The sequence below is a fragment of the Halosimplex amylolyticum genome, assembly GCF_051414035.1.
Taxonomy (GTDB): domain Archaea; phylum Halobacteriota; class Halobacteria; order Halobacteriales; family Haloarculaceae; genus Halosimplex; species Halosimplex amylolyticum.
In genome coordinates, this window is the sequence record NZ_JBLKNW010000009.1 from 95,180 (window position 1) to 120,637 (window position 25,458).

The 25,458-nt window shown below is 56.7% G+C and carries 20 protein-coding genes and 4 pseudogenes; 10 read left to right on the forward strand and 14 right to left on the reverse strand.

All coding sequences use genetic code 11. The features are described from left to right. Window positions 1–69: 69 nt before the first annotated feature. The 7 genes and pseudogenes from ACMGFE_RS23315 to ACMGFE_RS23345 form a co-directional block, all read right to left on the reverse strand. Window positions 70–756, reverse strand: coding sequence for an MBL fold metallo-hydrolase (locus ACMGFE_RS23315; protein ID WP_436927667.1), 687 nt, complete (start codon window positions 754–756; stop codon window positions 70–72). After that, the gene (locus ACMGFE_RS23320) at window positions 753–1,346 is read right to left on the reverse strand and encodes a hypothetical protein (RefSeq protein ID WP_436927668.1); all 594 of its coding nucleotides are present in this window, start codon (window positions 1,344–1,346) and stop codon (window positions 753–755) included. The genes ACMGFE_RS23315 and ACMGFE_RS23320 overlap by 4 nt, the downstream gene beginning before the upstream one ends. Before the next feature lie 107 nt (window positions 1,347–1,453). Next, window positions 1,454–2,592 (reverse strand): annotated as a pseudogene (locus tag ACMGFE_RS23325) (NmrA/HSCARG family protein). Continuing rightward, complete coding sequence (locus tag ACMGFE_RS23330) at window positions 2,538–2,912, reverse strand: winged helix-turn-helix transcriptional regulator (protein ID WP_436927669.1); 375 nt, start codon at window positions 2,910–2,912, stop codon at window positions 2,538–2,540. Before ACMGFE_RS23330 ends, ACMGFE_RS23325 begins: the two are co-directional and overlap by 55 nt. A 422-nt stretch (window positions 2,913–3,334) precedes the next feature. Continuing rightward, a complete protein-coding gene (locus ACMGFE_RS23335) occupies window positions 3,335–3,493 on the reverse strand; it encodes a hypothetical protein (RefSeq protein WP_436927670.1) in 159 nt (52 codons plus the stop codon). Between the two features lie 156 nt (window positions 3,494–3,649). Further along, window positions 3,650–5,050 carry a sodium-dependent transporter gene (locus ACMGFE_RS23340; protein ID WP_436927671.1) on the reverse strand — a complete coding sequence of 467 codons (1,401 nt, stop codon included), beginning with the start codon at window positions 5,048–5,050 and terminating at the stop codon, window positions 3,650–3,652. A 129-nt stretch (window positions 5,051–5,179) separates the two neighbouring features. Next, complete coding sequence (locus ACMGFE_RS23345; RefSeq protein WP_436927672.1) at window positions 5,180–6,076, reverse strand: universal stress protein; 897 nt, start codon at window positions 6,074–6,076, stop codon at window positions 5,180–5,182. A gap of 102 nt (window positions 6,077–6,178) precedes the next feature. On the opposite strand from ACMGFE_RS23345, the gene ACMGFE_RS23350 reads away from it, so the two are divergent. The 3 genes from ACMGFE_RS23350 (at window position 6,179) to ACMGFE_RS23360 (ending at window position 8,058) form a co-directional block, all read left to right on the forward strand. Further along, the gene (locus tag ACMGFE_RS23350; protein WP_436927673.1) at window positions 6,179–6,667 is read left to right on the forward strand and encodes a DUF2267 domain-containing protein; all 489 of its coding nucleotides are present in this window, start codon (window positions 6,179–6,181) and stop codon (window positions 6,665–6,667) included. Between the two features lie 197 nt (window positions 6,668–6,864). Beyond that, window positions 6,865–7,152, forward strand: coding sequence for an amphi-Trp domain-containing protein (locus tag ACMGFE_RS23355; protein WP_436927674.1), 288 nt, complete (start codon window positions 6,865–6,867; stop codon window positions 7,150–7,152). Window positions 7,153–7,179: 27 nt separating this feature from the next. Beyond that, complete coding sequence (locus ACMGFE_RS23360) at window positions 7,180–8,058, forward strand: universal stress protein (RefSeq protein ID WP_436927675.1); 879 nt, start codon at window positions 7,180–7,182, stop codon at window positions 8,056–8,058. Window positions 8,059–8,071: 13 nt separating this feature from the next. On the opposite strand, the gene ACMGFE_RS23365 is transcribed toward ACMGFE_RS23360, so the two are convergent. Both ACMGFE_RS23365 and ACMGFE_RS23370 read right to left on the reverse strand, forming a co-directional pair. Next, complete coding sequence (locus tag ACMGFE_RS23365; RefSeq protein ID WP_436927676.1) at window positions 8,072–8,503, reverse strand: universal stress protein; 432 nt, start codon at window positions 8,501–8,503, stop codon at window positions 8,072–8,074. 88 nt (window positions 8,504–8,591) lie between these two features. After that, on the reverse strand, window positions 8,592–9,962 hold the full coding sequence (locus ACMGFE_RS23370) for a nicotinate phosphoribosyltransferase (RefSeq protein WP_436927677.1): 1,371 nt from the start codon (window positions 9,960–9,962) through the stop codon (window positions 8,592–8,594). 110 nt (window positions 9,963–10,072) lie between these two features. Between ACMGFE_RS23370 and ACMGFE_RS23375 the strand changes: the two are divergent. After that, a pseudogene (locus tag ACMGFE_RS23375) lies at window positions 10,073–10,895 on the forward strand (IS5 family transposase). Window positions 10,896–11,059: 164 nt separating this feature from the next. Here the strand turns inward: ACMGFE_RS23375 and ACMGFE_RS23380 are convergent. Further along, complete coding sequence (locus ACMGFE_RS23380) at window positions 11,060–11,323, reverse strand: DUF7344 domain-containing protein (protein WP_436927678.1); 264 nt, start codon at window positions 11,321–11,323, stop codon at window positions 11,060–11,062. 295 nt (window positions 11,324–11,618) lie between these two features. Between ACMGFE_RS23380 and ACMGFE_RS23385 the strand changes: the two genes are divergently transcribed. From ACMGFE_RS23385 to ACMGFE_RS23395, 3 genes are all read left to right on the forward strand, one after another. Continuing rightward, a complete protein-coding gene (locus ACMGFE_RS23385) occupies window positions 11,619–15,488 on the forward strand; it encodes a PAS domain S-box protein (protein ID WP_436927679.1) in 3,870 nt (1,289 codons plus the stop codon). 474 nt (window positions 15,489–15,962) lie between these two features. Continuing rightward, the gene (locus tag ACMGFE_RS23390; protein ID WP_436927680.1) at window positions 15,963–16,892 is read left to right on the forward strand and encodes a CBS domain-containing protein; all 930 of its coding nucleotides are present in this window, start codon (window positions 15,963–15,965) and stop codon (window positions 16,890–16,892) included. 95 nt (window positions 16,893–16,987) lie between these two features. After that, window positions 16,988–17,455, forward strand: a complete 468-nt coding sequence (locus ACMGFE_RS23395) for a pyridoxamine 5'-phosphate oxidase family protein (RefSeq protein ID WP_436927681.1) — start codon at window positions 16,988–16,990, stop codon at window positions 17,453–17,455. 261 nt (window positions 17,456–17,716) lie between these two features. Here the strand turns inward: ACMGFE_RS23395 and ACMGFE_RS23400 are convergent, their stop codons facing one another. Further along, window positions 17,717–18,934, reverse strand: coding sequence for a CBS domain-containing protein (locus ACMGFE_RS23400; protein ID WP_436927682.1), 1,218 nt, complete (start codon window positions 18,932–18,934; stop codon window positions 17,717–17,719). A 197-nt stretch (window positions 18,935–19,131) separates the two neighbouring features. Between ACMGFE_RS23400 and ACMGFE_RS23405 the strand changes: the two genes are divergently transcribed. Together ACMGFE_RS23405 and ACMGFE_RS23410 are read left to right on the forward strand one after the other, a co-directional pair. After that, window positions 19,132–20,004, forward strand: coding sequence for a universal stress protein (locus tag ACMGFE_RS23405; RefSeq protein WP_436927683.1), 873 nt, complete (start codon window positions 19,132–19,134; stop codon window positions 20,002–20,004). Window positions 20,005–20,177: 173 nt separating this feature from the next. After that, complete coding sequence (locus tag ACMGFE_RS23410) at window positions 20,178–21,905, forward strand: DNA polymerase/3'-5' exonuclease PolX (protein WP_436927684.1); 1,728 nt, start codon at window positions 20,178–20,180, stop codon at window positions 21,903–21,905. 22 nt (window positions 21,906–21,927) lie between these two features. Here the strand turns inward: ACMGFE_RS23410 and ACMGFE_RS23415 are convergent, their stop codons facing one another. Next, entirely contained in the window at window positions 21,928–22,377 is a 450-nt protein-coding gene (locus ACMGFE_RS23415; RefSeq protein ID WP_436927685.1) for a pyridoxamine 5'-phosphate oxidase family protein, read from the reverse strand. Window positions 22,378–22,458: 81 nt separating this feature from the next. Beyond that, window positions 22,459–22,634: pseudogene (locus tag ACMGFE_RS23420) on the reverse strand (IS1595 family transposase); the annotation flags it as partial. 100 nt (window positions 22,635–22,734) lie between these two features. Between ACMGFE_RS23420 and ACMGFE_RS23425 the strand changes: the two are divergent. Then, window positions 22,735–23,787 (forward strand): NAD(P)-dependent alcohol dehydrogenase, encoded by a 1,053-nt coding sequence (locus tag ACMGFE_RS23425; protein WP_436927686.1) that lies wholly within the window; start codon window positions 22,735–22,737, stop codon window positions 23,785–23,787. Window positions 23,788–24,335: 548 nt separating this feature from the next. On the opposite strand, the pseudogene ACMGFE_RS23430 reads toward ACMGFE_RS23425, so the two are convergent. Then, window positions 24,336–25,163: pseudogene (locus ACMGFE_RS23430) on the reverse strand (ZIP family metal transporter). Between the last annotated feature and the right edge of the window lie 295 nt (window positions 25,164–25,458).

Here is a 25,458-nt window from a genome sequence, read left to right on the forward strand (position 1 = left end):
TCACTGAAACTATCTCTAACCGGAAATAGGGTGGTCTCCTCAACGGAGGGCCTCACCTAAGTCGCCGGTTCACGGGTCTCCGTGACCGGGCAATAGAAGGACGTTCCCGAGTGATTCGAGGTCGGCAAGCGACGCCCGTGCCTGGTCGTGGTCGATATTTAACCACTGTGGCAGGAGTTGAGGTGTGTGGCCTTGCCATGTCTCGAAGTCCACGGTAGCCAACGCATCGCCACAAAACAGGACATCACGGTCGGGCAGATAGAAGGCGACCTCGCCCTCAGTATGGCCAGGAACGTGTATCACTGCTGGCCTGCCCGGTACGTCAAGTTCGTGGCCATCGTGAATCCTCTCGACCGTCTGCACGGGCTGAATCGAAGTCCCATCCGACTGAATCACTTCGATGAAGTATCGCAGGATAGCCGGTCGCCAGAGGTTCTTGACCAGTCCGCCGAGCGGTGGCTCACCGCCGGCTTGCGCACGTTGGATATCCGCCGGGTGAAGGCAAGCTGAGACGTCACACGTCTCTCGAAGCCGCTCTGCAAAGCCGATGTGATCGGGATGCGCATGGGTGAGCAGACACGCCTCAATGTCGGTGTAGTCATAGCCCAATTCGTCGAGTCGATGGAGAAACTGCTGCCAGTGGGCCGGAAAGCCGGTATCGATCACCGTGAGTGCGTCATCGTCCTCGACGAGATACCAATTGACGCGGTCGCTCCCGCATCGATACACCCCTTCGGTCAGTTCGGAGAAAGTCATATGAGTCCCCGAAGGCCGACCATCATCACGATGATAGCGAGCATGAACACGGTCTGAAGGAGACCCCACTGCAGGGCCGTGCCGAACAATGCGTCGAGTCGATCGCTATCAGGCTCGTCCTTGTCGAGTTCGACGACCATCTTCGTGGTGGCGAAGTGCAGTGGTCCGAAGCCGTTGACGAGCATCAGAATGCCGATAACGAGGGCTCCCCACAGCCAGATAGACGGGTCAGCCCAATAGCCAAACATGTATGCGAGGCCGATACCGGAACCGATGACACCAACACTGAGCGGTTCAGCAACGACACCCGGTTTCGGAATGAGCTGGTAATTGATCGCGCCAGCCGCCTCGTCAGGGGCAGCGTCCAGCGATGGTCCGAGTACGAATTTGAAAAAGAAGTCGAGCCCGAACCAGAACGATCCAAGTGCCACGTGGACGTAAAACATGAGCGACGCGATACCCGACAGGTATGCGACCACTGGTGAGCCGAGTGTGGTGAGGACGGCAGCAAAGGCGAACTGCTGATCGGCCCGTTCGATGACTAATCCGAGTTCTTCCCGATGGGACGTCGGCTGGTCAATAACCGCCATCGTTCCCCTGAATCATGTGGCGGTTGATGCTCTCAAATTCGCACCGGTGACCACGTGTAACGGCCGTGGACGATGTATTGGATGTCGTCATGTTCCTGCTGTCTGAGTCAGTGCTGCAACATCGCCTTGACGAGGCCCGGCATTCGACTCGGTTGGTTCTTGTCAGTCCAGCCGTTGTTCTCAAGGTACTCACGGAAACTGGTGAACTCGAACCCGAACTGTCGTCCCATCCGCTCGACATCGACCGCGTAGCCCGCGTCGTTGAACCACTGGAACAGTTCGGCCATGGCATCACCCATCTCTTCTCTGGCGTCCTCGATAGGAATGGAGAACGGCTGGACGTCAGCACCCGTCACTTTGGAGAGGATCAGGGCCATCTCGGAGAGTGTGTGTTCGTCTCCTGCGAGGTCGAAGCCCCCGCCGGCGAACTCGTCAGGATCAGCGAGAATCCGCGCGGTTGTCCGCCCTACATCCTCAACGTCGATCATCTGGAGAGTCACGCCCTCTTCGATGGGCAGGGCGAGCGTGCCGTCGAGGATATCCTTGAAGGCGGGTTCGAGGTTGTGCATGAACCATACCGGCCGCAGGAAGGTTGCAGGCACATCGAGCGACCTGATATACTGCTCGACCTCCCCGGCTGGTTCGAGGGCGGCAATTCCGAGATCCCGGTCGTGGTAGCCAGCGCCGCTAAACACGATATGGTCGACACCCATTTCAACAGCCACGTCGGCGATGTTCTTCCTTGGCGAACCGACTCGTCGAATCCGGCTGACCAGATGTTCGTTACGATGACGACTACGTCGATACCGTCAACGGCAGTTCGGAGGGTCTCTCTGTCGTTCAGGTTCCCTCGCCTGATGTCCACCCCCCGCTCTGCGAGTGCTCTTGCGGCCTCGCTGTCCGGTGTTCGTGTGAGGCCACAGACGGTGAATTCCTTGTCGGCCGCTAACAGATGATCGATCGTGACGCCGCCCTGGTTTCCGGTCGCACCGACAACTAACACAGTCTTTTCGTCGGTGTCTGTGGTATCCGATTGCGCTTCTGCCATGTATATTAACTTCCCTGGCCGAAGTGGCCACGACGACGATATCGTCCCGAACAAAATTATAATTTTTGTGATAGATGTGTGAGTCGGTTGTGGCTGTATAAGGAAGTAACATTTCGTAACCGGGGACCGTCGATCAGTGCGAACTACTCGGGTAGATCGACGGCAGGCATCTCCGCGGCAGTGTGTTCGAATGCCCATTCTTCGAATTCGTCAAAAACGCCGGTGAGTGATTCCCCTCGTTCCGTCAAGTCGTAGTAGGTGGCAATCGGCCGGTCCTCTAGACGTCGGATAACGAGATTCTGCTCTTCCAAGCTCTTAAGCACACGAGAAAGGGTCGTTGAGTCGGCCGTCGTCGTTTCCTGGAGTTCGCTGAATCGTTGTTCGCCGTACAGGTGGAGACTCCTGAGTACGGTGAGTCGCCACTTTGAGCCGACTATCTCGAACGCCCGAGCAACCGGACACACCTCGAATACGTCCTCATCGGGATCTGGTTTTGGGGGGAGTTCATCGCAACCCATATTGTTATATGTTACCACACCACTCGATAAAAAGCTATGCCGTATCTCTATCCGTCGTGTTGAGATATCCCGTCCGCTCGGTATTCAGCTCCGTCTTCTTATTGGGATATGGTAGGTGCGTCTCAGGTGATGAACTACTAGCAACTCGTAGTTGTGGAGACCGCACAGATGTAGAGGGACTCTCACTGGAAAAGCGTTCCACATTCAGAAACTACTAGTAGACTCAAATTTACCAGGAACCACAAGACAGCAGCTGGTTTCCCGAATTGACTGCCTCAATCTTTGAAAGAACAGTAGAGATCTGCTGGAGATTGACTGCGACCCTGACATGGGATCATTCCTCTACTTTCAGGAGCTAGACCGCTCAGTACAGACGAGGTACTTACCGCTCAGTGACGGACACAAAGATGACAGCTGTCTCCCTACAACCAGTCAGCCGGGAGTTCGTCTTCGCGGTCGTCAAGCAGTTCAAGTAGTGGTCTGATTTCATCGAACTTCGGCCCTTTTGTTACCTCGTGGGTTCCCTGGTTCCACTCGATAAACCGATAGTCCGCCAACTTCGGGAGGTGCACGTGCTGCATTGTCACGAGTCGTTCAACGGCATCAACTTCACTATCAGAGTCAACAATAACGACCGGTGTTTGGCAAAGCTATCGAAGAGATCGAAATTTCGATTGTCGAACTTGACATCGACACGATAACGGGTCGAACTACACCGATGGAATAGTTTGGGATGATCACTTACCCCCTGCTCGCTGGAGACGAAGCAAGAGGTAGGCCAAAATACCGATAACAGAGAGGATTGCGGCGGAGACGAGCGATCGGTCCAGCGTACTGCTTGGAAGGGTATGCCAGCCGGGGAAATCAAACCCGAGGAACAGCTGCGAGGCGACGATCACGACCAGAACCGGAGGAAGAAGGTATTTCGTTGATATGGCAGTTAATCGTTCGATACGAGATTCCCGGACCTCCTTGTGTCTTGCAAAATATCCGAACGAGATCGTGATCATGAGCGCCGTAACTGGCAATCCGAGCGTTCCGACAGTATTGTCCAAGAGGTCCAGAAAGGGCGTCCCCCATAGGTGGAGTTGAAACGGTGTGTAACTCAGTAGTGACGGCATCCCGAGAAGGAACACCAAACCAGAGACGAGTACCGTCGCTTGCCGCCGTGAGAACCGTGTCGCACCACGAATTGTCGAAACTCCCACTTCCATCATGGAGACGGCTGAAGTGATCGCGGCCGCGAAGAGGAGACTAAAGAATGCTACCGCACCGATCCGTCCACCGGGGAGGAGCGAGAACGCTGCAGGAAGGGTGGAGAACGCCAGTTCCGTTCCGAGGGACGGTTCGAGATCGAACGTAAAGACGATAGGGAAGATGACGATACCTGCCAAGACGGCGACGACAACATCCGCCACCGCAATGATAGCCGCGGCTTCGGGAACGTCCATCTCTTCGCCCACATAGCTCCCGTATGTGAGCAGAATCCCCATTCCCGCGGATAGCGAGAAGAAGGCCTGACCGAACGCGGCGCTCCAGATGAGCGGGTCACCGAGTACAGACGGATCGGGTGTCAAAAAGAACGCCACTCCCTCGGAAAACCCCGATAACGTCATCGAGAACACCGCCATCCCGAGGAGAATCACGAACACGAACGGCATGAGAACGGTCGTCACCCGTTCGATCCCTTCTCGCACCCCAAGAGAAAGCACAACAGCAACGATAGCGAGCGAGACGGTAAAGGAAAGCACCGGTGCATACGTTGCTGTGAAGCTTGCAAGCGAAACCTCGCTTCCAGTGATCGCGGAACCCAGGAATGCGAGAATCCAGCCCGTGATGACGAGATAGTAGCTGAGGATCAGGACGACGATAGCGACGATGAACCAGCCGAAGATCCTAAACCGTGGCCCGACGCCACGGAACGTGGCGACGATGTCAGCGCGTGTCCGCCGTCCACTGTTGATTTCGAGTATCATCAGCGGCACCGCGAAGACGAATACGGCAACCAGGAACGGAATCATATACGCGCCCCCGCCGTTTCGACCGACAACTGACGGGAAGCGCCAGATGTTCCCGATACCCACGGCTGCACCCGTGGCAGCTAGGATAAAGCCACTTCGTGACGACCACAGGTCCATTGTACAGTCCTTCAAAGTCCGGTTTGTTATAGCTCAGTATTATCCTATCCGATAGTAGAACTTGTACGGTTATCTGATAGCAGTGATGGCAACGGAAGGAGACACAAAAGAGCTCTCTCGATGAGGGCGTCAATCAGATCGCTTTACCACGAGGACTGGGACGTCAACAGTCCGAAGCACGGTGGACGCCACACTGCCGAGTAGTTGACGTTTGAGATTCGACCGGCCGTGCGAACCCATTACCACGAGATCGATCTCGTTTTCCGCGACGTACTCTCGGACGCCGGCAGCGGCCCCCTCGAACGATGTCGTCCGTTCGACGGCGGTCTCCACAGGTAGTTTCGGAGCGGATTCCTTGATTTTGGCTGCAATGCTGTCAACGGCGTCTTGTCCTCTCATTTCGAGCCGTTGGATGAACTCCTTTTCGAGACCCCCCGCGCTGAATGCGCCTCCCGCAGCCTGGAGATCCACGACGTTCAAAACGTGAACGGTCGAACCAACGCGCTGAGCGATCCCGATTCCATGAGGAATCGCCACGTCGGCGTTTTCGCTGCCGTCCGTCGTGATGAGGACGCGTGAATAATCGGTCTCTATCTCGCCATCGTGGTTTCCGCCCGAAACGACGAGTACGGGGATATCGCTCCGATGGAGTACCTGCTCGGTGACGCCGCCCAGGAGACGACGTCCAAGCCCGGTCAATCCCTGTTTCCCGACGACGATCAGGTCTGCATCCTGCTCGTCCCCGTACGTGCAAATTTGGCCAGCGGGCTTTCCTTCGGACAGTTTCGTGGTAACAGATTGGCCGGACTCTGTCGCAAGTTCTTCAATCTCTGCGAGAGCCTCTTTCCCCTGTTCTCGCAACCGGGTTTTCTCGTCGGACGTTTCTGTGAGGCGGAGGGCTTTCCGTTCGACGACAGAGAGAACAGCCACGTTCGCATCGAAGATCTGAGCGAGTTCGAGACCACGTCTCGCTGCTCGTCGCGCTTCGTCACTCCCATCTACAGCGATTACAATCCGGTCGTACATCCTGGGTGGGGATTTGGGGCCGACTCTCTTCATCGTTTGGCAGAGTGATCTCAACGGGCCAGATGTTATGAGAGCGTGTCCCGTAGTTGCAGGGGTAGAGCCATGAATTTCGATGAATTTACAGGGGAGGTACAGCACCGTCTCGAACTCCCGGGAACCGGTGAAGCGGTTCGGGCGATCCGAGCGACGCTGATGACGCTTGGTCAGCGCATTCCGGAGGGAAACGCCGAGGATCTCGCCGCCTCACTGCCGATGGAGGTCAAGTGGTATCTCACCGGAGCTGTCCACGAACACGGCCAGCGATTCGACTGGAAAGAGTTCGTCTCGCGCGTTAGTGAGATAGAGGGAGCGGATCGACCGGAAGCAGCCTATCACGCCCAGGTTATCGTGGATCTCGTGAGTACACTCGTACCCCCCTCGGACCTACAACAACTTCGAGACCAACTCCCGGAAAGCGAAGACGACGAGAACTGGCGGAAACTCTTCGCGGTCATCGATGCCGGTGGGTGGGGAGACGCCCAGGAAGCGCAAACCGGTGGTGGCCCCCAGCCCGTCGATGAAACCGATAAAGACCCATCGAGTGAGCAGTAACCGAACACGATATCTCTTCTCTCATTACGAACGTGACCTCGCTCTGGTAACGTACGGTATTTCGAATCGCCGTTATATCACACCGCAACCAGAGTGGCCATGATTCGTCGCCACCCGCTAATTATGAACGGCAAATGGTTCCCCTGGTTCGAGAATCCTCCCTTTCGTTTATCGGGGTGTAAAGCGTATCGCTCAGTATGGGAGAACTCGAAACCGAAGCCGAGAAAACGCGGTCTGAGATCGCATCGTACCTCCGCGAATTAGCCGATCAGCTTGACGGTGGCGGGGACGTCACGCTTGATCTCGGTGGTCAGCAGGTGCGATTGAATCCAACGGATCCAGTCACGTTCAAACTGGAGGGCGAGTCGGACTGGTCTGAGGGGGACACCGAGGCGAAACAGAGTATCGAGTTCGAACTTGTCTGGTGGCGTGAGGCGCAGACATCAGAGGAGGGAACGTTGGACATTACTACCACGGGGAAGTGAGTTCCGCCGTGCCCGAGTTTTGACGCCATGTACGACCAGATCCTATACCCGACGGATGGGAGCGAGCCGGCAGAATCAGTCCTCGACTATTCACTTCGGATCGCGTCCGAACACGAGGCCACGATCCATATTCTCAACGTCGCGGACACCAATCAAGACAGCCTCACCCGAATACAGGGAGAGGTCATCGACGTCCTAGAGCGAGAAGGTGAAAAGATCGTGAATGAGGCGGCACAGCGTGCGACAGACCGAGGTATCTCTGTTGTTTCGGAGGTCCGTCAGGGAACTCCGTCTACATCTATTGTCGAGTACAGTCAACAGTTCGATATCGATCTGATCGTGATGCCGACCCACGGACGTTCCGGGCTGAAACGGTTCCTCATTGGGAGCGTCACCGAACGCGTCATCAACACCGCTGAAGCGCCCGTCATTACAGTCAATCCTGATCGGGACCGACCGCTCACCTACCCGTGCCAGAATCTCCTCGTCCCGGCAGATGGAAGCCGCGGTGCAGAACTCGCACTAAGGGAAGGGATCGCCGTAGCGAAAGCGACTGGCGCAACACTCCACCTGCTTCACGTCGTCGAAACGGGGAGCCTCGGCCCCGATGCTCGGTCTGTTCTAAAGGAGGGAGAACTAACCGAAAGAGCGAATACGATTATGGCAGAGGCGACTGAGACGGCAACGGCGGAATCATTCGATGCAGTCGAGAGTGAGATCGACTATGGTTCTCCGGCCAAGAAAATCCGCACCTATATCCAAGAAAATGAGATTGACCTCGCAATCCTAGGTACGCACGGCGAGACAGATTTCAGCCGATACATGATGGGTGGTGTCAGCGCAAAAATTGTTCGGACGTCACCAATCCCTGTGATGTGGGTCCGTGAATCCGAGTCGAGCGAATAGAAGGTCAGGGTTGCTATCGAACGATGGAAACGAGTACAGGCGAACGCCGCATGACCGTCTCAGCAACACTTCCCAGGGGAAGCGGTGAATCGTCGTCTCGACCGTGGCTCCCCATAATGATGTGATCGATATCGTTCTCCTCGGCGTACTCGACGATAGCCCGCCATGGTTCACCCACATCAACTTTCGTGGTTAACTCCGCACCGTGATTGGAGGCTAGTTCGCGTGCTTCATCCAGTATGTCCTCAGTTTTCTCCCGAGCCTCGTCGTACCAGTTCTCGAAGTCGGTCTGAGAAAAAGGTTGGTCGCCATCGTTCTGTGCGCCGTGTGGCGACATGACGGAAAGAACCGTGATTTCGTCGTCGGAATACGTCGTTACCGCGTATTCCAGACCCTCCAGAGACTTTTGCGAGCCGTCCACAGGTACGAGGATGTGCCGTGCCATACGAATACACTCACCTCGAAAACAGAAAACTCCTCGTCAGAGTTGGCCTTGGTAAACGCATTACTAGCTGGTGCATCGAGGGAGAGAGCTACTTATTGAGCCGCTGTTCAAGTGATGCTCGCAGTTCGCCTGTCTTTGTCTGTAGTTTGTCACTAACCGCAACGTCGTATGTTTCAGGATCTTCGATGCGTCGATGTTTAGCTGGGAGCTTGCGACGTTGCTCTCGGGCAGTGGCACGGATCGTATCGAGGTCGGGTAAGTCAGCGACCCGAGTACCGTCCTCGATAACAGTCCTCAGTAGATCCTCTCCAGGGAGTTCCTCGTCTCGTAGCCCGATTATATCCTCGGTGTAACGCCCACCTTCTTCGGTTCGCAGCACGCTTTTCGCGTTCGGATACGTCACCTTTCCTTTCGAGAGCTTCATCGTCGGGCACATTCGACCATCTCGTTCGACTGCGACGAGTTTGTAGACGCCCTCAATCTTCGGTGCATCCGTACTTGTGACCAGCGCAGTCCCGGGACCGAACCCCGATCCGATACCGTCACGTTCGAAGAATTCTTTGAGTGCATATTCATCGATACCCGATGAGATGTACTGATCGAGAGCTGGAGCGACCTTGTTGACCTCCTTCGAGAGGGCCGGTAAGTCCCCCGAATCGAGGCGAACGCCGCGAATATCGACTCCCATTTCGTCCGCGACGTCCGTGGCTATCTGTGCACCGTTGACCGTATCGTACGTGTCGATCAACAGGATACTGTCCTCGCCGTGTTCGGCAACGAACGTCTCGAAGGCGTCGCGCTCAGATTCGAAGCTTTGTACCCACGAGTGAGCCATCGTCCCGAAGACGGGAACGTCGAATAATTCGCCGGCGGCAGCGTTCGACGTACCGTCGAAACCACCGATGTACGCGGCTCGTGCAGCCTTGATCCCTGCGTCTGTTCCGTGTGACCGCCGCGATCCAAAATCAACCAGCTGCTGATCGTTCCCATCTCGGTCGATCACGTCCCGCATTCGACTAGCCTTGGTGGCGATGAGGGTCTGAAACCCGATTTGGTTGATTACAGCCGTCCCAAGCAACTGAGCTTGGAGAATCGGTACAGTGACCTCTACCATTGGCTCGTTTGCGAAAACGAGGGTTCCCTCGGGAAGCGCACGCACCTTGCCGGTGAACTCCAGAGAGTTCAGGTGTGAGAGGAACTCGTCGTCGAAGCCCTGCTCAGTTAGGAACTCAATCGTTCGCTCACTAAAGGAGATGTTCTCGATGTAGTGGATGGACTGTTCGAGCCCGGCTGTCACCATGTACCCGCGGTTCGGAGGCAATTCACGAAAAAACAGACTGAACGTCGCCCTCGGGTTGTGACCTTGATTGTAGTACGCCTGCATCATTCGAAGCTCGTACATATCGGTGAACAGCGGTGCGTTCTCCGCGGTCAGATATCCGAAGGTTGTCTGAGTCATTCTTCATCGTTGACTTCGCCCGGTCCCGTGATAGGCCATCAGGGCAATTTCCTGTTGCTGGCTTTGTTGAAATCCTTAGAGAGTTATAGCTCGGCCTGTGATTTCACGAGATGAACGCTCTCCCGAAGTCGCGGATCCTCCGCTTCGCTGAGAAGGCGGTCCATTTGGCACGCCGGGCTGTTTCTCGGTATTCTTCGAAGTTCTCCAAACAACGCTATACACTCCCGCAACACATTGTTTTGCTGTGTCTCAAGGTTCGGAAGAATACGACCTACCGTGGGCTGCTTGACGAACTGATCGAGATGCCACGCATCTGCCGAGTACTTGGATTGGACGAACTTCCTGCTCCATCAACGCTCTGTAGGGCGTTCAACCGGCTGGATATGGCCGTGTGGCGTGTCTTATTGACGCTCTCAGCGACGCAACTGCCAACAAACAGCGTCGTTGGCGTTGATGCGTCGGGGTTTGACCGCAGTCACGCCTCGAAACACTACACCAAACGAGCCGAACTCACCATTCAGCACCTCAAAGTAACGTTGCTGGTCGATACCAAAGTGAACGCAATCCTTGATCTACACGTGACGACGACACGAAAACACGATAGCCAGATTGCCCCGACTTTGATCAAGCGCAATCCCGGGGGATATTGACATCCTTGTCGGTGACAAGGGGTATGATGACCAGAAAATCAGGCGACTTGCCCGCCAACACGAGGTACGTCCACTCATCAAACACCGGGAGTTCTCGTCGCTTCACAAGGCGTGGAACACTCGGCTGGACGCCACTCTCTATGGCCAGCGCAACCAAAACGAGTCAGTCAATTCCACCCTCAAGCGAAAGTACGGTGCGTTTGTCCGATCACACCGGTGGTGGAAACAGTTCCGTGAACTCACACTCGTCTGCCTCGTCCACAATCTTGACCGTACCCTCTAACGGTCCCCTACAGCGGTTGTTTCCATCACGACCATCTCACTTACTCGCATCAGAACTGCCCTGTCCTCTGATCAGGAGAGGCATATCTCACATCCCCCTGTCGAAGCACCACCGTGACAAACTCCGATGACCAATGAAATCTCACCTCGTCTGGAATCGCGGCATCAGGGACACAACTCAACGCGGGATGAGTCCGGGTCGTAGGCAATTAGCCCGAGGTTTGCCATCTTCGGGAGGTGATTGTGGTGGAGGTTGATTGCAACACGCTCAGTGGTCGCTTCGTCGGGGACACGCACATCGCTTTCACGGGCGGCAACTGTTGTCGCCAGCTCCTCTAGCTCGACAGGAGCGGTTGATCCCGCTAAGATGTCGAGCGTTGTTCTGCGTCGCTCTACCGAGAGCAACTCGTGATACTCATCTTCGGTCAATTCTTCTGTGTCAGCTCGTGTGCACGTTCTCGGGCACTGTGGTGTTGTCGGCTCCATATTTGATGTTGCCCCCGGTGGTATTGATTGAGCATTTTCAAGCTGAACCCGGCCATCCTAATTATCTCGGTAAAACTAATTAGGTAATCTTGCTCGGTGATCGGGACGAATGCGTTTTTCTCTAGCCTGGCTTTCATTACGTATCGATAGGAGATACTTTCCAGGTTATCCCACGCCCCCCAAACGCTGCCCCTCCAACGTGGGAGTCCTTATACAGACAGACGACGTATCGGGGGTAATGACTTCCTCCTCGTTGACCGAGGTGCTTCGAGAAACACTCACACACTTCGACAACGGAGCGCCACAGACGACATCCGAGGTGGCGGACCAACTTGGTATCGGCCGCCGGAGCACCTACGAACGCCTGCACCGCCTCGTCGAGCACGACCGACTCGAAACCAAGAAAGTCGGCGCGAACGGCCGCGTCTGGTGGAGATCGACGACGGATACGGCCGGTCAAACATCCAGGACAACGCACGGGGCAGCCGATGGCGAACCCCGGAGCGTCGACGACTCCGACCGGATGCACTCGAACCGAGCCGGCGAGATCTACCCTGAGAAGTTCGAATCGGCAGACGAGACAGTCGCCCAGTCCGCGAGCGTGATTCTCGATTCAGCAGGGTGCATCCAAACCTGGACTGCGGACGCCAAGGCCCTGACCGGGTGGTCCGAAGCCGAAATCCTCGACGAACCGTTCTCTAGGTTGTACGCCGGCGGCCTTGCGGACCACGGCAGTCTGAACCAACTGCTTGAAACCGCGCGCGTTGACGGGCACTGCGAAGACGAGAGGGTGTGTGAACGGCCCTCCGGGACTGTATTCTCGGCGTCGACTACGATCACGCCGCTCCGGACGGACGACGGTGTGTCGGGCTACACGATGGTTCTCCGCGACGAAACCGACAGGAGACACGTCGAAGCCGAACGTCGGCTCCTGGCAGAGGTTAGCCGGACTGTTGCCCGGGCCGAGTCATTCACCGATGGCATCGAGTCGGCGCTTGCGGCGGTGTGCGATCACACTGAGTGGGCCTACGGCGAGGCGTGGGCGCCGGTCGATGATGGGAAGTATCTGGAGTACATCGTCGGCCACGCGGAAGACCAAGCGATGGAGCCGTTCACGAACGCCAGCGAGTCAGTGACGTTTCCGTTTGGCGAGGGGCTCCCCGGCCGGGTCTACGCGTCCGGAACGTCCGAGTGGATCCCGGACGTTTCCGCGACGACGGAAGACGTCTTTCAGAGGACGGACCACTCTTCCGACGTCGGTCTGCAAGCGGCCTTCGGCGTGCCGATCACGACCGACGACCGCGTCGTCGCGGTCCTAACCTTCTTCCTCAGGGACCACCGCTCCACCGACGATAGGCTCGCTACCGTCGTCGAGGACGTCGCCGCGGACCTCGGCGGACTGGTGGCACGCAAGCAGACCGAAGCGGCCCTCGCCGAGAGTGAACGGAAGTTTCGGGCCGTCTTCGAGGAGGCGTTCGACGGGATGCTGATCGCCGACGACGACGCGGAGTACGTCGACGTCAATCAGGCCGCCGCCGACCTGTTCGGCCTCTCCGAGGAGGAGTTACGAGGCCGATCCATCGCCGAGTTCGCACCCGAGGACTACGACTTCGAGGACGCCTGGCAGGAATTCCAGGAGTCAGACCATGATCGCGGTCTCTTTCCCCTCGTCCGGGCCGACGGGGAGCGCCGCACCGTCGAGTTCGCGGCGACCCCGAACATCATCCCTGGTCGTCATCTTTCGGTGCTCCGTGACGTCACGGAGCGCGAGGAGCTCGTCCGCGACCTCCAGCTGACGACGGATCGCCTCGACGCGATCATCGAAGCATCACCGGACGGGATCATCGTTGTAGATACAGACGGCATGGTCGAGCGGTGGAATCCAGCCGCCGAACGTATCTTCGGCTGGACGGAAAGCGAAGTACTCGGGGAGTTTCCACCAGTCGTCCCGGACGAGAAACGTTCTGTGTTCAAAGAGCGACTGGACGCGGCGAACGAAGGGGAGACGTTCACTGGACTCGAAGTGCAACGTCGGACGAAAGCGGGCGACCTGATCGATCTCAGACTTTCGACGGCACCGATCCACGACGCCAGCGGAGCGATTGCTGGTACGGTCGTGGTTCTTCACGACATCACCGAGCGCAAGACGCGTGAACGCCAGCTCCGCACCTTTCGCAAGGCTGTCGAGGCAGCAGGTCATTCGGTCTATTACACCGATACTGACGGCATGATCGAATACGTGAATCCGGCGTTCGAGGAGACGACGGGATATACTGCCGAAGAAGCGATTGGGCAAACCCCACGGCTCCTGAAATCGGGTGAGCACGATCAGGACTTCTACGAGGAGTTATGGAATACGATCTTGGCGGGCGACACATGGAGCGGCGAACTCATCAATTCGACGAAAGATGGTGATCGGTACATAATCGAACAAACGATTGCGCCGGTGGAAGACGAGTCCGGCGAGCTCGAACAGTTCGTCGCTGTGAACATGGACATCACCGACCGTAAGGACCGCGAACGCCGCTACGACGCCATTTTCAACCAGACATACCAGTTCACCGGCCTCATGGACCCGGATGGCACGCTCCTCGAAGCCAACGAGGCCGCCCTGGAGTTCGGTGGGATGGACCGCGAGGAGGTCGTTAGTGAGAAGTTCTGGACCGCGGATTGGTTCCAGCACGGCGAGACAGCCCAGCACGTCCGCGAAGCGGTCGAACGCGCCCGCAACGGCGAGTTCGTCCGCCAGGAACTCGAAGTACAGGGCGCTGACCGGACCGCCATCATCGACTTCTCGATTCGGCCCGTGACCGACGATCACGGCGAGATAACCTATCTCATTCCGGAAGGCCGCGACATTACCGACCGGGTAGAAGCCGAACGGGAACTACAGCGCAATCGGGATTACTTGGCCGCACTCAATCACATCAATGACATCGTCCACGACGTCACGGGCGCGGTCATCGAGCAATCGAACCGCGAGGAGATCGAACGGACCGTCTGTGAGGCCCTCGTCGACGTGGACTCCTACGACTTCGCGTGGATTGGCGATGCCGACAAAAATCAGCAGGCTGTGACAGTTCGGACCGAGGCCGGTGTGCAGGAGACTCTCGACGAGATGAAGATTCCAGTTGACTCTGGAGATGACCATGGCACGGGGCCAACGGAGAGCGCGTACCGGACGGGAACGATACACGTCAAGAACGGAATTGACACCGAATCCCGACATGACCTCTGGCGCGACCAGATCGAAGCTCGCGGGAACCGGTCAGTAGCTGGCATTCCACTCGTTCATGATGACACGGTATACGCCGTATTGACCGTCTACACCGACCGGCCGAACGCCTTCGGGGAGCACGAGCAGGCAGTGCTCGCCCAGCTCGGGGAGATCGTCGGTCAGGCAATCGCGGCGTCCGAGCGCAAGCAGGCACTGATGAGTGACGAGATCGTCGAACTAGAGTTCCACGTCTCGGACGTGTTCGAATCCATGGGTGTTGACGCGTCGGACGACGGTCGGATCGCCTTCGACGACGTTGTTGCCACCAGCGACGGGGCGTACCTCGTGTACGGCTCGATGACCCCCGACGCCCACGAGACGCTTGCCGCCATGACCGACCAACACCCCCATTGGGACTCGATAACCGTGATTAACGAGACGACGGACAGTATGAGATTCCAGGCTCGGGTCACCGAGCTTCCCTTTCGATCCGAGGTGGCCTCGGCGGGTGGCTCTATCGAGGAGGTCCTGTTCGAGAACGGCGACCTCGATCTGCGGATCCATCTCTCGCCGGGTGCCGACCTAGACGCCATCACTGAGATGGTCGAGGGAAGGTATCCGACCGCCCAAACAGTCGCCAAACGCCAGTTGCCGCGCTCCCAGGACTCGGTGATCGAAGTTGGACAGTCGCTCTCCAAGAATCTCACCGACCGCCAGCAGGCAGCCCTCGAAGCCGCCTACCATCGAGGATACTTCGAGTGGCCCCGAGATGCGACTGGCGAGGAGGTCGCTGACTCGCTAGGAATTGCCCCACCGACGTTCTCCCAGCACCTCCGGAGGGCCGAAAAGGCGGTGTTCGAAACGGTATTCTCGTCCGCTACGCCGGCCTAACGGTCGCAAGGAAGACGTGGGGGGAGAAATATCTAAGCCATCTACTCATTTGACGGGGACTAGCTCCGTGGATGCCATGATGGCGCGAGAGCCACTCCGACCGATTCGTTTGATCCCCAGACTTGATCTTCACAGTGACGAATGCGTGCCCGATTCGGAACGACGTCTGAAAATGTAACTTATGGGGGATTTCAACAAGGCCCTGTTGCTAACAATTGATAGGGAGATTTGCGTGATCGAGCACTACCAGTCAATTGCTGTTCGGAGGTATAGACTGTGAATCGCTGGGCACCAACTATCTCGTAGTTTCACCAGAAATCACCCATAATCGCTAACTGGTGAGTTCGCCTTTGTTCGGCATCAGGCGGGCCCGGAAGTTGCATCTGTGAAATCGCGTCTGAACGCTGTATTCCCCTTATCGATTGGTATATCTTCGTCAGATAGCCTCTTGTCACGTCGGACCGACGTACAACCATGGTGTTCCCGGTTCGCGTCAACGACGTAATGAGCAGTCCGGTCAAGACGGCTTCGCCTGAGACAACTGCCAGCACTGCCGCCGGCCGGTGTCATGCGTCCTCAATCGGGTCACTAGTCGTCGTCGAAGACGGAGAGGTCGTTGGCATCGTCACCAGCGACGACTTCGTACGGCTACTCAGCGAGGAGTCGGACCCGGAGGAGCGCTCGCTTTCGGAATTCATGTCAACCGACGTCGTGTCGGTCAATGCGAGCGCCACCCTTGGCGACGCGGTCGAAACAATGTTTGAGCACGACATCGCCCGGTTGGTCGTCTTTGATGGAGACGAACTGGTTGGGCTCGTCAGCACTGACGATATCGTCCGCCACGTTCCGCAAATCCTCCAGCGACGGGAAATCGAAGGCCACGAACGACAAACGGCCCGCTACCATCGATATCAAGAGACCGCCTACGAGAAAGACGACTGGGATGTTGAAGGTACAGGACTCGACGACCAACACGTCACCGTCGGTGACAGAGTCGAGTTCACAAAGACGGTCAGCGAACAAGACGTTAGGACCTTCGCTGCCGCCAGTGGCGACACAAACCGGCTCCACCTCGACGACGAGTACGCCAGCCAGACGCGGTTCGGCCGGCGGATCGTCCACGGGACGCTCGTCGGCGGATTGATCAGCGCCGCGTTGGCTCGTTTCCCCGGTGTAACTATCTACATCTCACAGGACGTCTCGTTCCTAAAACCGGCCGACATCGGTGATCGCCTCACCGCAGTCTGCGAGGTTGTCGAGGACCTTGGCAGGAACAAATACCAGCTCACGACAGACGTAATCGACGAGGACGGCGAACCTATAATTGAGGGCCAGGCCGCCGTCCTGATCGACGAGACGCCGGATACCGGTCGGGTCACCATCGAGGCCCTCGCCAGCGGCTGATCGGACAATTAGCAGATGATAGCCGCCTGTTGTCTATCGGGAAGTGGGAGGCGGCACACGGAATTATGCCACTTGATAGCGTACTCTGATACGGAATGACTATCGACGAACTCACCGACTTTGGGATGCACGAGATGACCGACGAGGAGGTAGAAGGGTTTCTCTCTAGCCAGAGCATGGGAACGCTCGGACTCCCGACAGACGCCGAACCCTACCTGATTCCGATGTCCTACGGGTATAATGGAGGTTCGCGTCTCTACTTCTACTTCGTCGGAGATAATGGTAGTCGGAAGGTGGAGTTAGCCAATCAGGCCGAGACCGTGGCGTTCCTCGTGTACAGTGCTGAGACAGCGTTTAACTGGGAAAGCGTCGGACTCACCGGGACGATACAGAAGCTCCCGGAGGACAGACGTGGTGACATCGACGAGACGGCGGCGCCAACGTGGCGCCCGGAACTGTTCGAGACTGCGAGTGACTCCCTGGAAACACAAATATACGAGTTCCAGATCGAGGAGTGGACCGGCGTTCGACACACTGGTCTCCCACCGGGATTTTATGGCTGAATGCGCACCCTCCTCGGAGTGAATCGGGCTGCCGGAGATAGAGTCAAATCGGGTGTGCCCGTTCATCTCCCGTTGACTGTCGAACCATCAGTACAGGGACGAGGACATCTGAACGAGTTTCCCGGTGATGCTCTGCCGGCCGGTTGGACCACCGTTTTAGCTGATCCAGCCACATACCGAGTGGCTTCCAGTCAGCGTTCAGTAATAGAAGAATCGCCAAACATCCCTTCACCAACAATCGCTTACCCAAAAACGAATACGTTATCCACCGAGCCACCAGCCGTAGAGCTTCTCCTGTTCCTCGGCGTCGGGGTGCTTCTTCGATTGGCCGTACGTTTTTCCCTTTAGGAGTTGTCGTTCGACTGCATTCGCGGCGAGACGGAGCGCATGGCTAGCGCCGTAGCCCTCGCCGTCGGCGGTAAAGTAGCCTCGATCAGTGACCAGCCGAATCCGTGCCAGCACGAGCGGCACCCCCCGGGTCTGTTCCTTGTGCTCTTGCAGTTCGATACTGGCCTTGATCACCTGCATATCGCCGTACTTCGAGGTCATGCTCTCGATCAACGCGGAGACGCCGTCGTAGTCCATGCCATCGAGCAGGTCGAGACCAAACACCTGTACAGGCTGGCGCCCGTCGTCTCGCTCCCAGGTGAGTGCCTTAATGACATCCGTCTTCGTGACGATACCGCTGGGCTCGCCTGTCTCACCGTCAGTGACGACGAGCGAGGAGATTTCCTGCTCGAACATCGTCTCGACCACCTCGTCGAGCGTTGCGTCTCGCCCGATGGTCACGACCGCATCGGACATCAGGTTCCGGACCGGCAGATCGAGCATCCGGTCAGACTCCCCCTCGCGCGCGCCGAAGCCCCCGTGGCTCCCACCGGCAGCTTTCCCACCGCCGCCGACGTTGTCGCCGGAGGAGCCGCCCTGGCTCCGATTCCCCCCTCGGGTTGTAAACTCGATGACATCGTAGAGACTCAACATCCCCGCTACTTCGTCGTCCTCGACGACCGGGAGATGGGCGATGCCCGATTTCCGTAGCGTGTTGAGCGCTTCTCCGATCCCGGTCTCGGGGGTCACGCTGATCAACTCGGCCGAGTACGCCTCGTCGACGGTAGCCGCGTCGAGGAACGGACGGACAGCCGCCAGCACAGCGTCTGCGGTCACGACGCCGTAGACGCGTTCGTCGTCGAGGACGGGAAGTGTCTTGGCGTCGCTCCCAATCATGAGCCGGGCGACCTCGCGGACGTCTTCGGTGCGTTCGACGGCCGGGACGTGTTGGACCTGCGAGCCGACCTTCGCGGAGGGCTGATTGGACGACGATGCCAGCTGTCGACGGCTGACAACGCCACGATACTCGTCGCCGTCTGTGACGACGACGGCATCGAGTTCCTGGTTCTCGAATGCACCTGCGACCTTCGAGAGCGGTGTCCCAATGTCGAATTCGGTGAACGATGTGGAAACGATCTCGGCGATGTCCATATTGACTCACCCTAATTTGAGGGGCGCTGTACGGTTATGACTGTCCCACTGACTGGGACGACGACAGTTACTTTGAGTGTACTTGGCACTAAATCTCGTTATGGAAATCCGTTTCTAGGAAGGGAGAGATGAGCGTTTCTTGACTGCATCTACCCTGTAGACACTTAGGCTGTCATCTCCTACTCCGGAACGGGAGAATGTACGACACGATTCTCGTTCCGACAGATGGGAGTGCGGCTGCGGAAACAGCAATTAAAACAGCGCTCGACCTTGCACAACGGTTCGACGCCTCACTCCAGGCGATTAACGTCGTTGAGCTTGATGAGTTCCCAGCCGACGTTGAATCCGAAGCTGCTGAGGAATTAACTGAGCGTGGGGAGGAAACGCTGGCGACAGTAAGGGATCAGGCAGCGGATGTCGGAGTTTCAGCGACGACTCACGTCATAGAAACCGCTGACCCGATCCACCAGGCGATCATCGATTACGCGGGAGACCACGACGCAGATCTCATCGTGATGGGGACGCATGGACGAACAGGGTTGAATCGCCTCGTCCTCGGTAGCGTAACCGAGCGGACGCTCCGCACCTCGCCGGTACCCGTCCTTACCGTCCACGAGGACATCACGTTCGACCCCGACTTCGAGACGGTCCTCGTTCCGACGGATGGCAGCGACGCGGCGAACTTCGCTGCGGATCACGGGATAACTCTCGCAGAGGCGACCGATGCAGCGATGCATGTCGTTCACGTCGTCAATCTCACCGCCGTTTCGGGAGAGTTCGGGAGTGCTGAGGTGCTAAATTCGTTAGAGGAAGCAGGTCAACAAGCCGTCGATGACGTTATTAACCGGGCCAAAGACACGGGTCTGCGATCTGTGGAGGCATCCGTTCTTAGTGGGACACCTGCCCGAGCCATCTTGGACTATGCCGAAGAACGTGATATCGACCTCATCGTGATGGGAACGCACGGGCGAACTGGCTTAGATAGGTATCTCCTCGGAAGTGTTACCGAGAAAATCGTCCGTGTCGCAGACGCACCCGTACTGACCGTATCACCGCCAGAGGAACACTGAGTTCACGTCCGACCATCCGTCTTGAAATTGTCTCCCTCGATAACTAACCTTGAATTGGAATCTGATTACGAGGGCGGACGAGAGAATCCACGCGATGTGACCATCCAATGTGGTGAGAACCAGGGACGCTTACTTACGAATGGGGAGAGACATCTTAGGAAAGGGGAGTCCGGATGAAAAACAAGGAACTCGCGGACTTGCTCTACGAAATCGGTGACTTCCTCGAAATCCAGGAAGAGCAATACAAACCCCGTGCTTATCGAACTGCCGCCCGGAACGTCGAATCTCTCTCGGAAGATATTGAAGCCGTACACGAACAGGGAGAACTCGAACAGATTACCGGTGTCGGCGAATCGATTGCCGAGAAAATCGCGGAGTACCTCGAAACCGGGGAGTTAGCCTACTATGAGGAACTCAAATCAGACCTTCCTGTTGACATCGATGCGATTACGAGCGTAGAAGGTATTGGACCGAAGACTGCTAAGAAATTGTACTTGGAACTCGGCGTAACGACGTTGGAGGACCTCGAACGCGCCGCCGAAGCTGGAGAGATTGCCGGGCTAGAGGGGTTCGGAGAGAAGTCACAACAGAACATCCTCGATAACCTCGAACTGGCGAAACGGGGACAGGAACGAATGCTCCTCGGGCGAGCGTTCCCCATTGCTGAGGACATCGAAAGTCGGCTTCAGGACTCCAAGGAATTCAACCGAGTTTCCATCGTCGGTTCATTCCGCCGACGACGGCCGACTGTCGGTGATATCGACATCCTGGCCACAGCCGACGATCCAAAGGCGGCAATAGATACCTTCTGCACACACGATGACGTGAAGGACGTGCTAGCCCGAGGTGAGACGAAGTCGTCAGTCATCGTCTCTGGGGACTTACAGCTGGATCTTCGGATCGTTGGTCCGGAAGAGTTTGGCGCTGCACTCATCTACTTCACCGGATCAAAGGCTCACAACATCGCTCTCCGGAATCGAGCAATCGAGAGTGAGTGGAAGCTCAACGAGTACGGTCTCTTCGATGTGAGCGATATCGATGCATCCCAGACCGGACAGCGGGTTGGTGAGCGGATTGCGGGCGATACCGAGAAGGAGGTATACGGTGCGCTTGATCTCGCCTGGATACCGCCGGAACTCCGAGAAGACACGGGAGAAATCCCTGCCGCGGCCGACCAGGAGCTCCCGGACTTGGTAGAACTGACCGATATTCGGGGCGATCTACAGGTGCATACCGAGTATTCAGATGGATCGAACAGTGTGTACGAGATGGCTGAGGCTGCCGACGAACTCGGCCGAGAGTACATTCTGATATCAGATCATGGCCCAGGCGCTCCAATACCAGATAAACTCGATGTGGAGGCATTCGACCGGCAACAGGCGGAGATTAGGGACGTAAACGAGGACGACGGACTCGACATAACTGTCCTCCACGGAATCGAAGCCGAAATCACTGATCAGGGACTCGGTATTTCCGATGAGTGGTGTGATCAGTGCGACCTGGTGGTCGCGGGAATCCATAGTCGCCCTTCCAATCCTACTGAACGAGTGTTGCGAGCATTCCGTGAGTATCCCATTGATGTGTTCGCTCATCCGTCCAATCGACTAATCAACGAGCGAGAACCTCTGGAGTTGGAGTGGGATACTGTGATGGATGCAGCCAGTGACGAGGATATTGCGATTGAAATCAACGCCCAGCCCGAACGGCTTGATCTCGACTGGCAACGCGTCCAGGACTACCGCGACACAGTCCGATACGTCGTCTCCACTGATGCCCACACTACGAGGGAACTGGACCTCATGCACTTGGGAGTAGCACAAGCTCGCCGCGGGTGGTGCAAGACGGCAGATGTTCTAAACACTTGTCCGTTTGACGAACTGCAATTGATTGACGAGGTATGACGGTATTCAGAAATATGGAGCCTTAGACTGTGGTACCTGATTCCTTTCGGCTAGTTAACTCATCGGCTACGAGGCGGTAGAACTCGAACGATACGTCTTTCGGAGGCCGCCCAAAGATATCTACGAACGGAATATGAACATTCTGAAAGCCCTGAAGCGTTTCTGTGGCAATTGATTCTTCGGTCGTCTCCTCCAGTTGTCCTTTGGCTACGACGCTCCACCATTCGTCGTTCTCCTGGCCATGAACTACGAACGTGATAGCACGGTCTGAAATATTGCCTTTCGCGCTATCCGGATTCACCGCGAGTCGAAAATAGAAGGCCGTCTCTGTTGCGTCATACCCGTACGAAACTGGTATCGAGTGCGGCGGATCATCACCCAATTCGGAAAACGAAATAACTCCAGTGCCACCGTTATTGAGATGCGCATCACGCTCATCCTCATCCAGTTCTATCGGCTCGACATCACTCATGAATCGTACTACGGTGCCAACGGCAAAAAGTGCGCTCCCGGTCCAGATAGTAACGCTGTTGTGGAGGAGATTGTTGGTGAGTTAGAGTACCGTTTTGGTGAAGATTTTCAGCGCTTCATTCCCTGGTTTTCGGAAGATCTGACGACGGAGCTGGAACGCTCATGATTTCGGTGTGAGCCTGTCTTTAGAGACGCTTCGATGAGGCTCTCGCAGGTGTTCACGTGCACGTTTCAATCAACGTACTCGCCGGCGTCGTGGAAAAGAACATGGTGCTGCCCAGATCTCAGGGTCTCAAATCCTTCTGTCTCTTCTCGTGGCCGGTTTTAAGAGATTCGGGACCCTAGTTGGTGCGTTCCAATGCAAGCATTCGTGATGAAAGAACTCGGGGAAGTGGGATTTGCCGAGAAAGACAAGCCTGACGTGGGGCCAAATGACGCGCGCCTCCGGCCGACAAAAGGTCTCGTCTGTACGTCTGACGTGCATACTGTCCACGGGGCCATTGGCGAGCGAGAAAACCTCACGCTCGGGCACGAGATGGTCGGCATCGTGGACGCGGTGGGCACCGAAGTGGAGGACTTCGAGGCGGGAGACAGAGTCGTCGTTGGAGCGATCACGCCCGACTGGGGATCCGCTGCGGCACAAGATGGCCACTCCTCACAGTCCAACCAAGCGCTCGGAGGGTGGAAGTTCGCTAACGTGAAAGATGGGGTATTCGCTGAATACGTCCACGTGAACGAGGGTGACGCCAATCTGGCGCACATTCCCGAGTCAGTAACCGACGAGGAAGCTGCTTACGTGACTGATATGATGAGTACGGGATTTATGGGCGCAGAAAACGCTGACATCCCGGTCGGGGGATCCGTCGCCGTGTTTGCGCAGGGCCCCGTCGGGCTGATGGCCACAAAGGGCGCGGCTCTTCAAGGAGCTGGACGGATCATCGCGGTCGAAACCGAGCCAAATCGACAGGAACTGGCCCGTGAGTACGGTGCCGACGACATCGTCGATTTCGCAGAGGGCGATCCAGTCGAACAGATAATGGACCTCACGGATGACGAAGGGGTCGATTCTGCAATCGAAGCGCTCGGCCGGACCGAAACCTTCGAACAGTGCGTCAAGGTGACAAAACCTGGGGGAACGATCTCAAACGTCGGCTATCACGGAGAGGGAGAATACGTAAACATACCGCGGGAAGAGTGGGGCGTCGGCATGGCAGAAAAGACGATCAACACTGGCCTCTGTCCTGGCGGCCGGCTCCGCCTGCAGCGTCTCCTTCGCCTTCTCGAAACAGAGCGTGTCGATCCGACACTCATGACTAGTCATGAGTTCCCCTTCGAGAAAACCGACGAAGCCTTCCGCCTCATGGAAACGAAAGAAGACGACATCATCAAACCGCTCATCAACTTTGAATAGCTGATTGGCTCGTCTCCGATGTACGGGAGGAACTATCTATTTCGCTGTTCCATTTGCCCACTCGATTTATCGTCGCGCCCGGATAGATGCCGAGCGCAAGGGAGGGGCCACCGCTGATGAGCATGAGTCCGGACACCATGACGGCGGCCGTGGAGCCGGGATTCCCCCGGCGTCGGCATAGCCTCTCGTCCCTGAAATCCTACGGACCCAAACAGTACATTAGTCCTGCGAAGCCCCGGCCATCGATTACAACCCGCCTCAGGCGACTCGTCGAACGAACCGTCATCAGAGGGCTTGGAGTCGATTTCATTAAGGGATCGACTGACGGCACGTTCTGGGCGGTCGATCTCAATCACGCGGCAGAATATCGAAACACTGGGTTGGAGACGGCACTCTGTACATCAATCCTCTCATGTCTACGTGAACACGACCGTGACGGCTGAAAAACTGGTATCCTAAACACCACTATTCTCCGACTGGATGAGGACAGCTAACCAAGAATCTATATTCATTCTCGACGAGGTCACTCGCTTTGTTAAATCCATACTTCACCCCAGAGAGATATCGAGATAGAGCATTACAATTGTTCCAAAGACTAACCCGAGAGTAGCGATACGCTCGTTCCCCTTCATATGTGTCTCAGGTACTATCTCGTCGCTAATGACGAACAGCATCGCACCAGCAGCGAATCCCATCGCGTACGGGAGTAGCGTAGAAACCGTCTGTACGGCGTATGCACCGAGGACAGCGAGCGGTATTTCTACGAGACCTGAACGAATACCGGCGAATACAGCATAGAATCGCCTGTCCAACCCGGCATTGATCGCGGCGACGGACTCGGCCAACCCCTCAAGGATGTTCTGGATTCCGATACCGAGCATCAACGGAATCGCAGTTCCAAGATCTCCGCTGCCAAACCCAACCCCAACAGCGAGTCCTTCGGGCATATTGTGGATCGTGATCGCAAGGATGAACAGAACGACGCCGGCGATACGTTCGTCATCCACCGGAAGGTCGGTATCCGGATTCGCGGCATCTTTTCGCTGTCGCCCAGTGAGAAGATAGTGTGCGTGAGGCACCAGTATATCAGAACGATCTAAAAAGAGGGCACCGAGAGCGACGCCCAGTAGGACAGGAAGAGGTTTCCCGTCCGAGTAGGTCTCGATCCCGGGGATGATTAAACTCGTGAAACTCGCAGCGAGCACCACGCCAGCGGCAAATCCGAGCGCTCCATCCATCGCACGCTCTGAGGGATTCCGCCAAACGAAGATCAGCAATGCTCCGAGGAGGTTGAGCTACGCGATGACGAGTCCACCGACAAATCCGTGGACGACCGGATTCGACCAGAACACCTGTGGAAACTGATCGACGAGCATCGGTAGATCCACTTGGGATGTTCTCCTCTGTGTTTATCCTCGTGGAGGCGTCCCACGTAGTACCCATTTCACTGCCGCCGCCAGGCCGTGTTCCTTGTAGACCAGCCGAAAGGTCACTGCGAGGTACAGTATTCCCAGGCCAGCCAGAAGCCAGAGACTCCAATGAACGAATTGATCCAGACGCGAATTGGCCGGGAGGAGGAACGGTAGAATCCCGACAACCACAGCGAAACCGATCCACCCGACGGGTGGTATGACCAACTCCGTCTCAAACTCAGTATCGACCATCCGGGAT

What these genes read in the sequence shown, in the direction of transcription:
- ACMGFE_RS23315 (WP_436927667.1), bottom strand. Translation starts at nt 756, where the DNA reads ATGACTTTCTCCGAACTGACCGAAGGGGTGTATCGATGCGGGAGCGAC.
- ACMGFE_RS23320 (WP_436927668.1), bottom strand. Translation starts at nt 1,346, where the DNA reads ATGGCGGTTATTGACCAGCCGACGTCCCATCGGGAAGAACTCGGATTA.
- ACMGFE_RS23330 (WP_436927669.1), bottom strand. Translation starts at nt 2,912, where the DNA reads ATGGGTTGCGATGAACTCCCCCCAAAACCAGATCCCGATGAGGACGTA.
- ACMGFE_RS23335 (WP_436927670.1), bottom strand. Translation starts at nt 3,493, where the DNA reads ATGCAGCACGTGCACCTCCCGAAGTTGGCGGACTATCGGTTTATCGAG.
- ACMGFE_RS23340 (WP_436927671.1), bottom strand. Translation starts at nt 5,050, where the DNA reads ATGGACCTGTGGTCGTCACGAAGTGGCTTTATCCTAGCTGCCACGGGT.
- ACMGFE_RS23345 (WP_436927672.1), bottom strand. Translation starts at nt 6,076, where the DNA reads ATGTACGACCGGATTGTAATCGCTGTAGATGGGAGTGACGAAGCGCGA.
- ACMGFE_RS23350 (WP_436927673.1), top strand. Translation starts at nt 6,179, where the DNA reads ATGAATTTCGATGAATTTACAGGGGAGGTACAGCACCGTCTCGAACTC.
- ACMGFE_RS23355 (WP_436927674.1), top strand. Translation starts at nt 6,865, where the DNA reads ATGGGAGAACTCGAAACCGAAGCCGAGAAAACGCGGTCTGAGATCGCA.
- ACMGFE_RS23360 (WP_436927675.1), top strand. Translation starts at nt 7,180, where the DNA reads ATGTACGACCAGATCCTATACCCGACGGATGGGAGCGAGCCGGCAGAA.
- ACMGFE_RS23365 (WP_436927676.1), bottom strand. Translation starts at nt 8,503, where the DNA reads ATGGCACGGCACATCCTCGTACCTGTGGACGGCTCGCAAAAGTCTCTG.
- ACMGFE_RS23370 (WP_436927677.1), bottom strand. Translation starts at nt 9,962, where the DNA reads ATGACTCAGACAACCTTCGGATATCTGACCGCGGAGAACGCACCGCTG.
- ACMGFE_RS23385 (WP_436927679.1), top strand. Translation starts at nt 11,619, where the DNA reads ATGACTTCCTCCTCGTTGACCGAGGTGCTTCGAGAAACACTCACACAC.
- ACMGFE_RS23390 (WP_436927680.1), top strand. Translation starts at nt 15,963, where the DNA reads ATGGTGTTCCCGGTTCGCGTCAACGACGTAATGAGCAGTCCGGTCAAG.
- ACMGFE_RS23395 (WP_436927681.1), top strand. Translation starts at nt 16,988, where the DNA reads ATGACTATCGACGAACTCACCGACTTTGGGATGCACGAGATGACCGAC.
- ACMGFE_RS23400 (WP_436927682.1), bottom strand. Translation starts at nt 18,934, where the DNA reads ATGGACATCGCCGAGATCGTTTCCACATCGTTCACCGAATTCGACATT.
- ACMGFE_RS23405 (WP_436927683.1), top strand. Translation starts at nt 19,132, where the DNA reads ATGTACGACACGATTCTCGTTCCGACAGATGGGAGTGCGGCTGCGGAA.
- ACMGFE_RS23410 (WP_436927684.1), top strand. Translation starts at nt 20,178, where the DNA reads ATGAAAAACAAGGAACTCGCGGACTTGCTCTACGAAATCGGTGACTTC.
- ACMGFE_RS23415 (WP_436927685.1), bottom strand. Translation starts at nt 22,377, where the DNA reads ATGAGTGATGTCGAGCCGATAGAACTGGATGAGGATGAGCGTGATGCG.
- ACMGFE_RS23425 (WP_436927686.1), top strand. Translation starts at nt 22,735, where the DNA reads ATGCAAGCATTCGTGATGAAAGAACTCGGGGAAGTGGGATTTGCCGAG.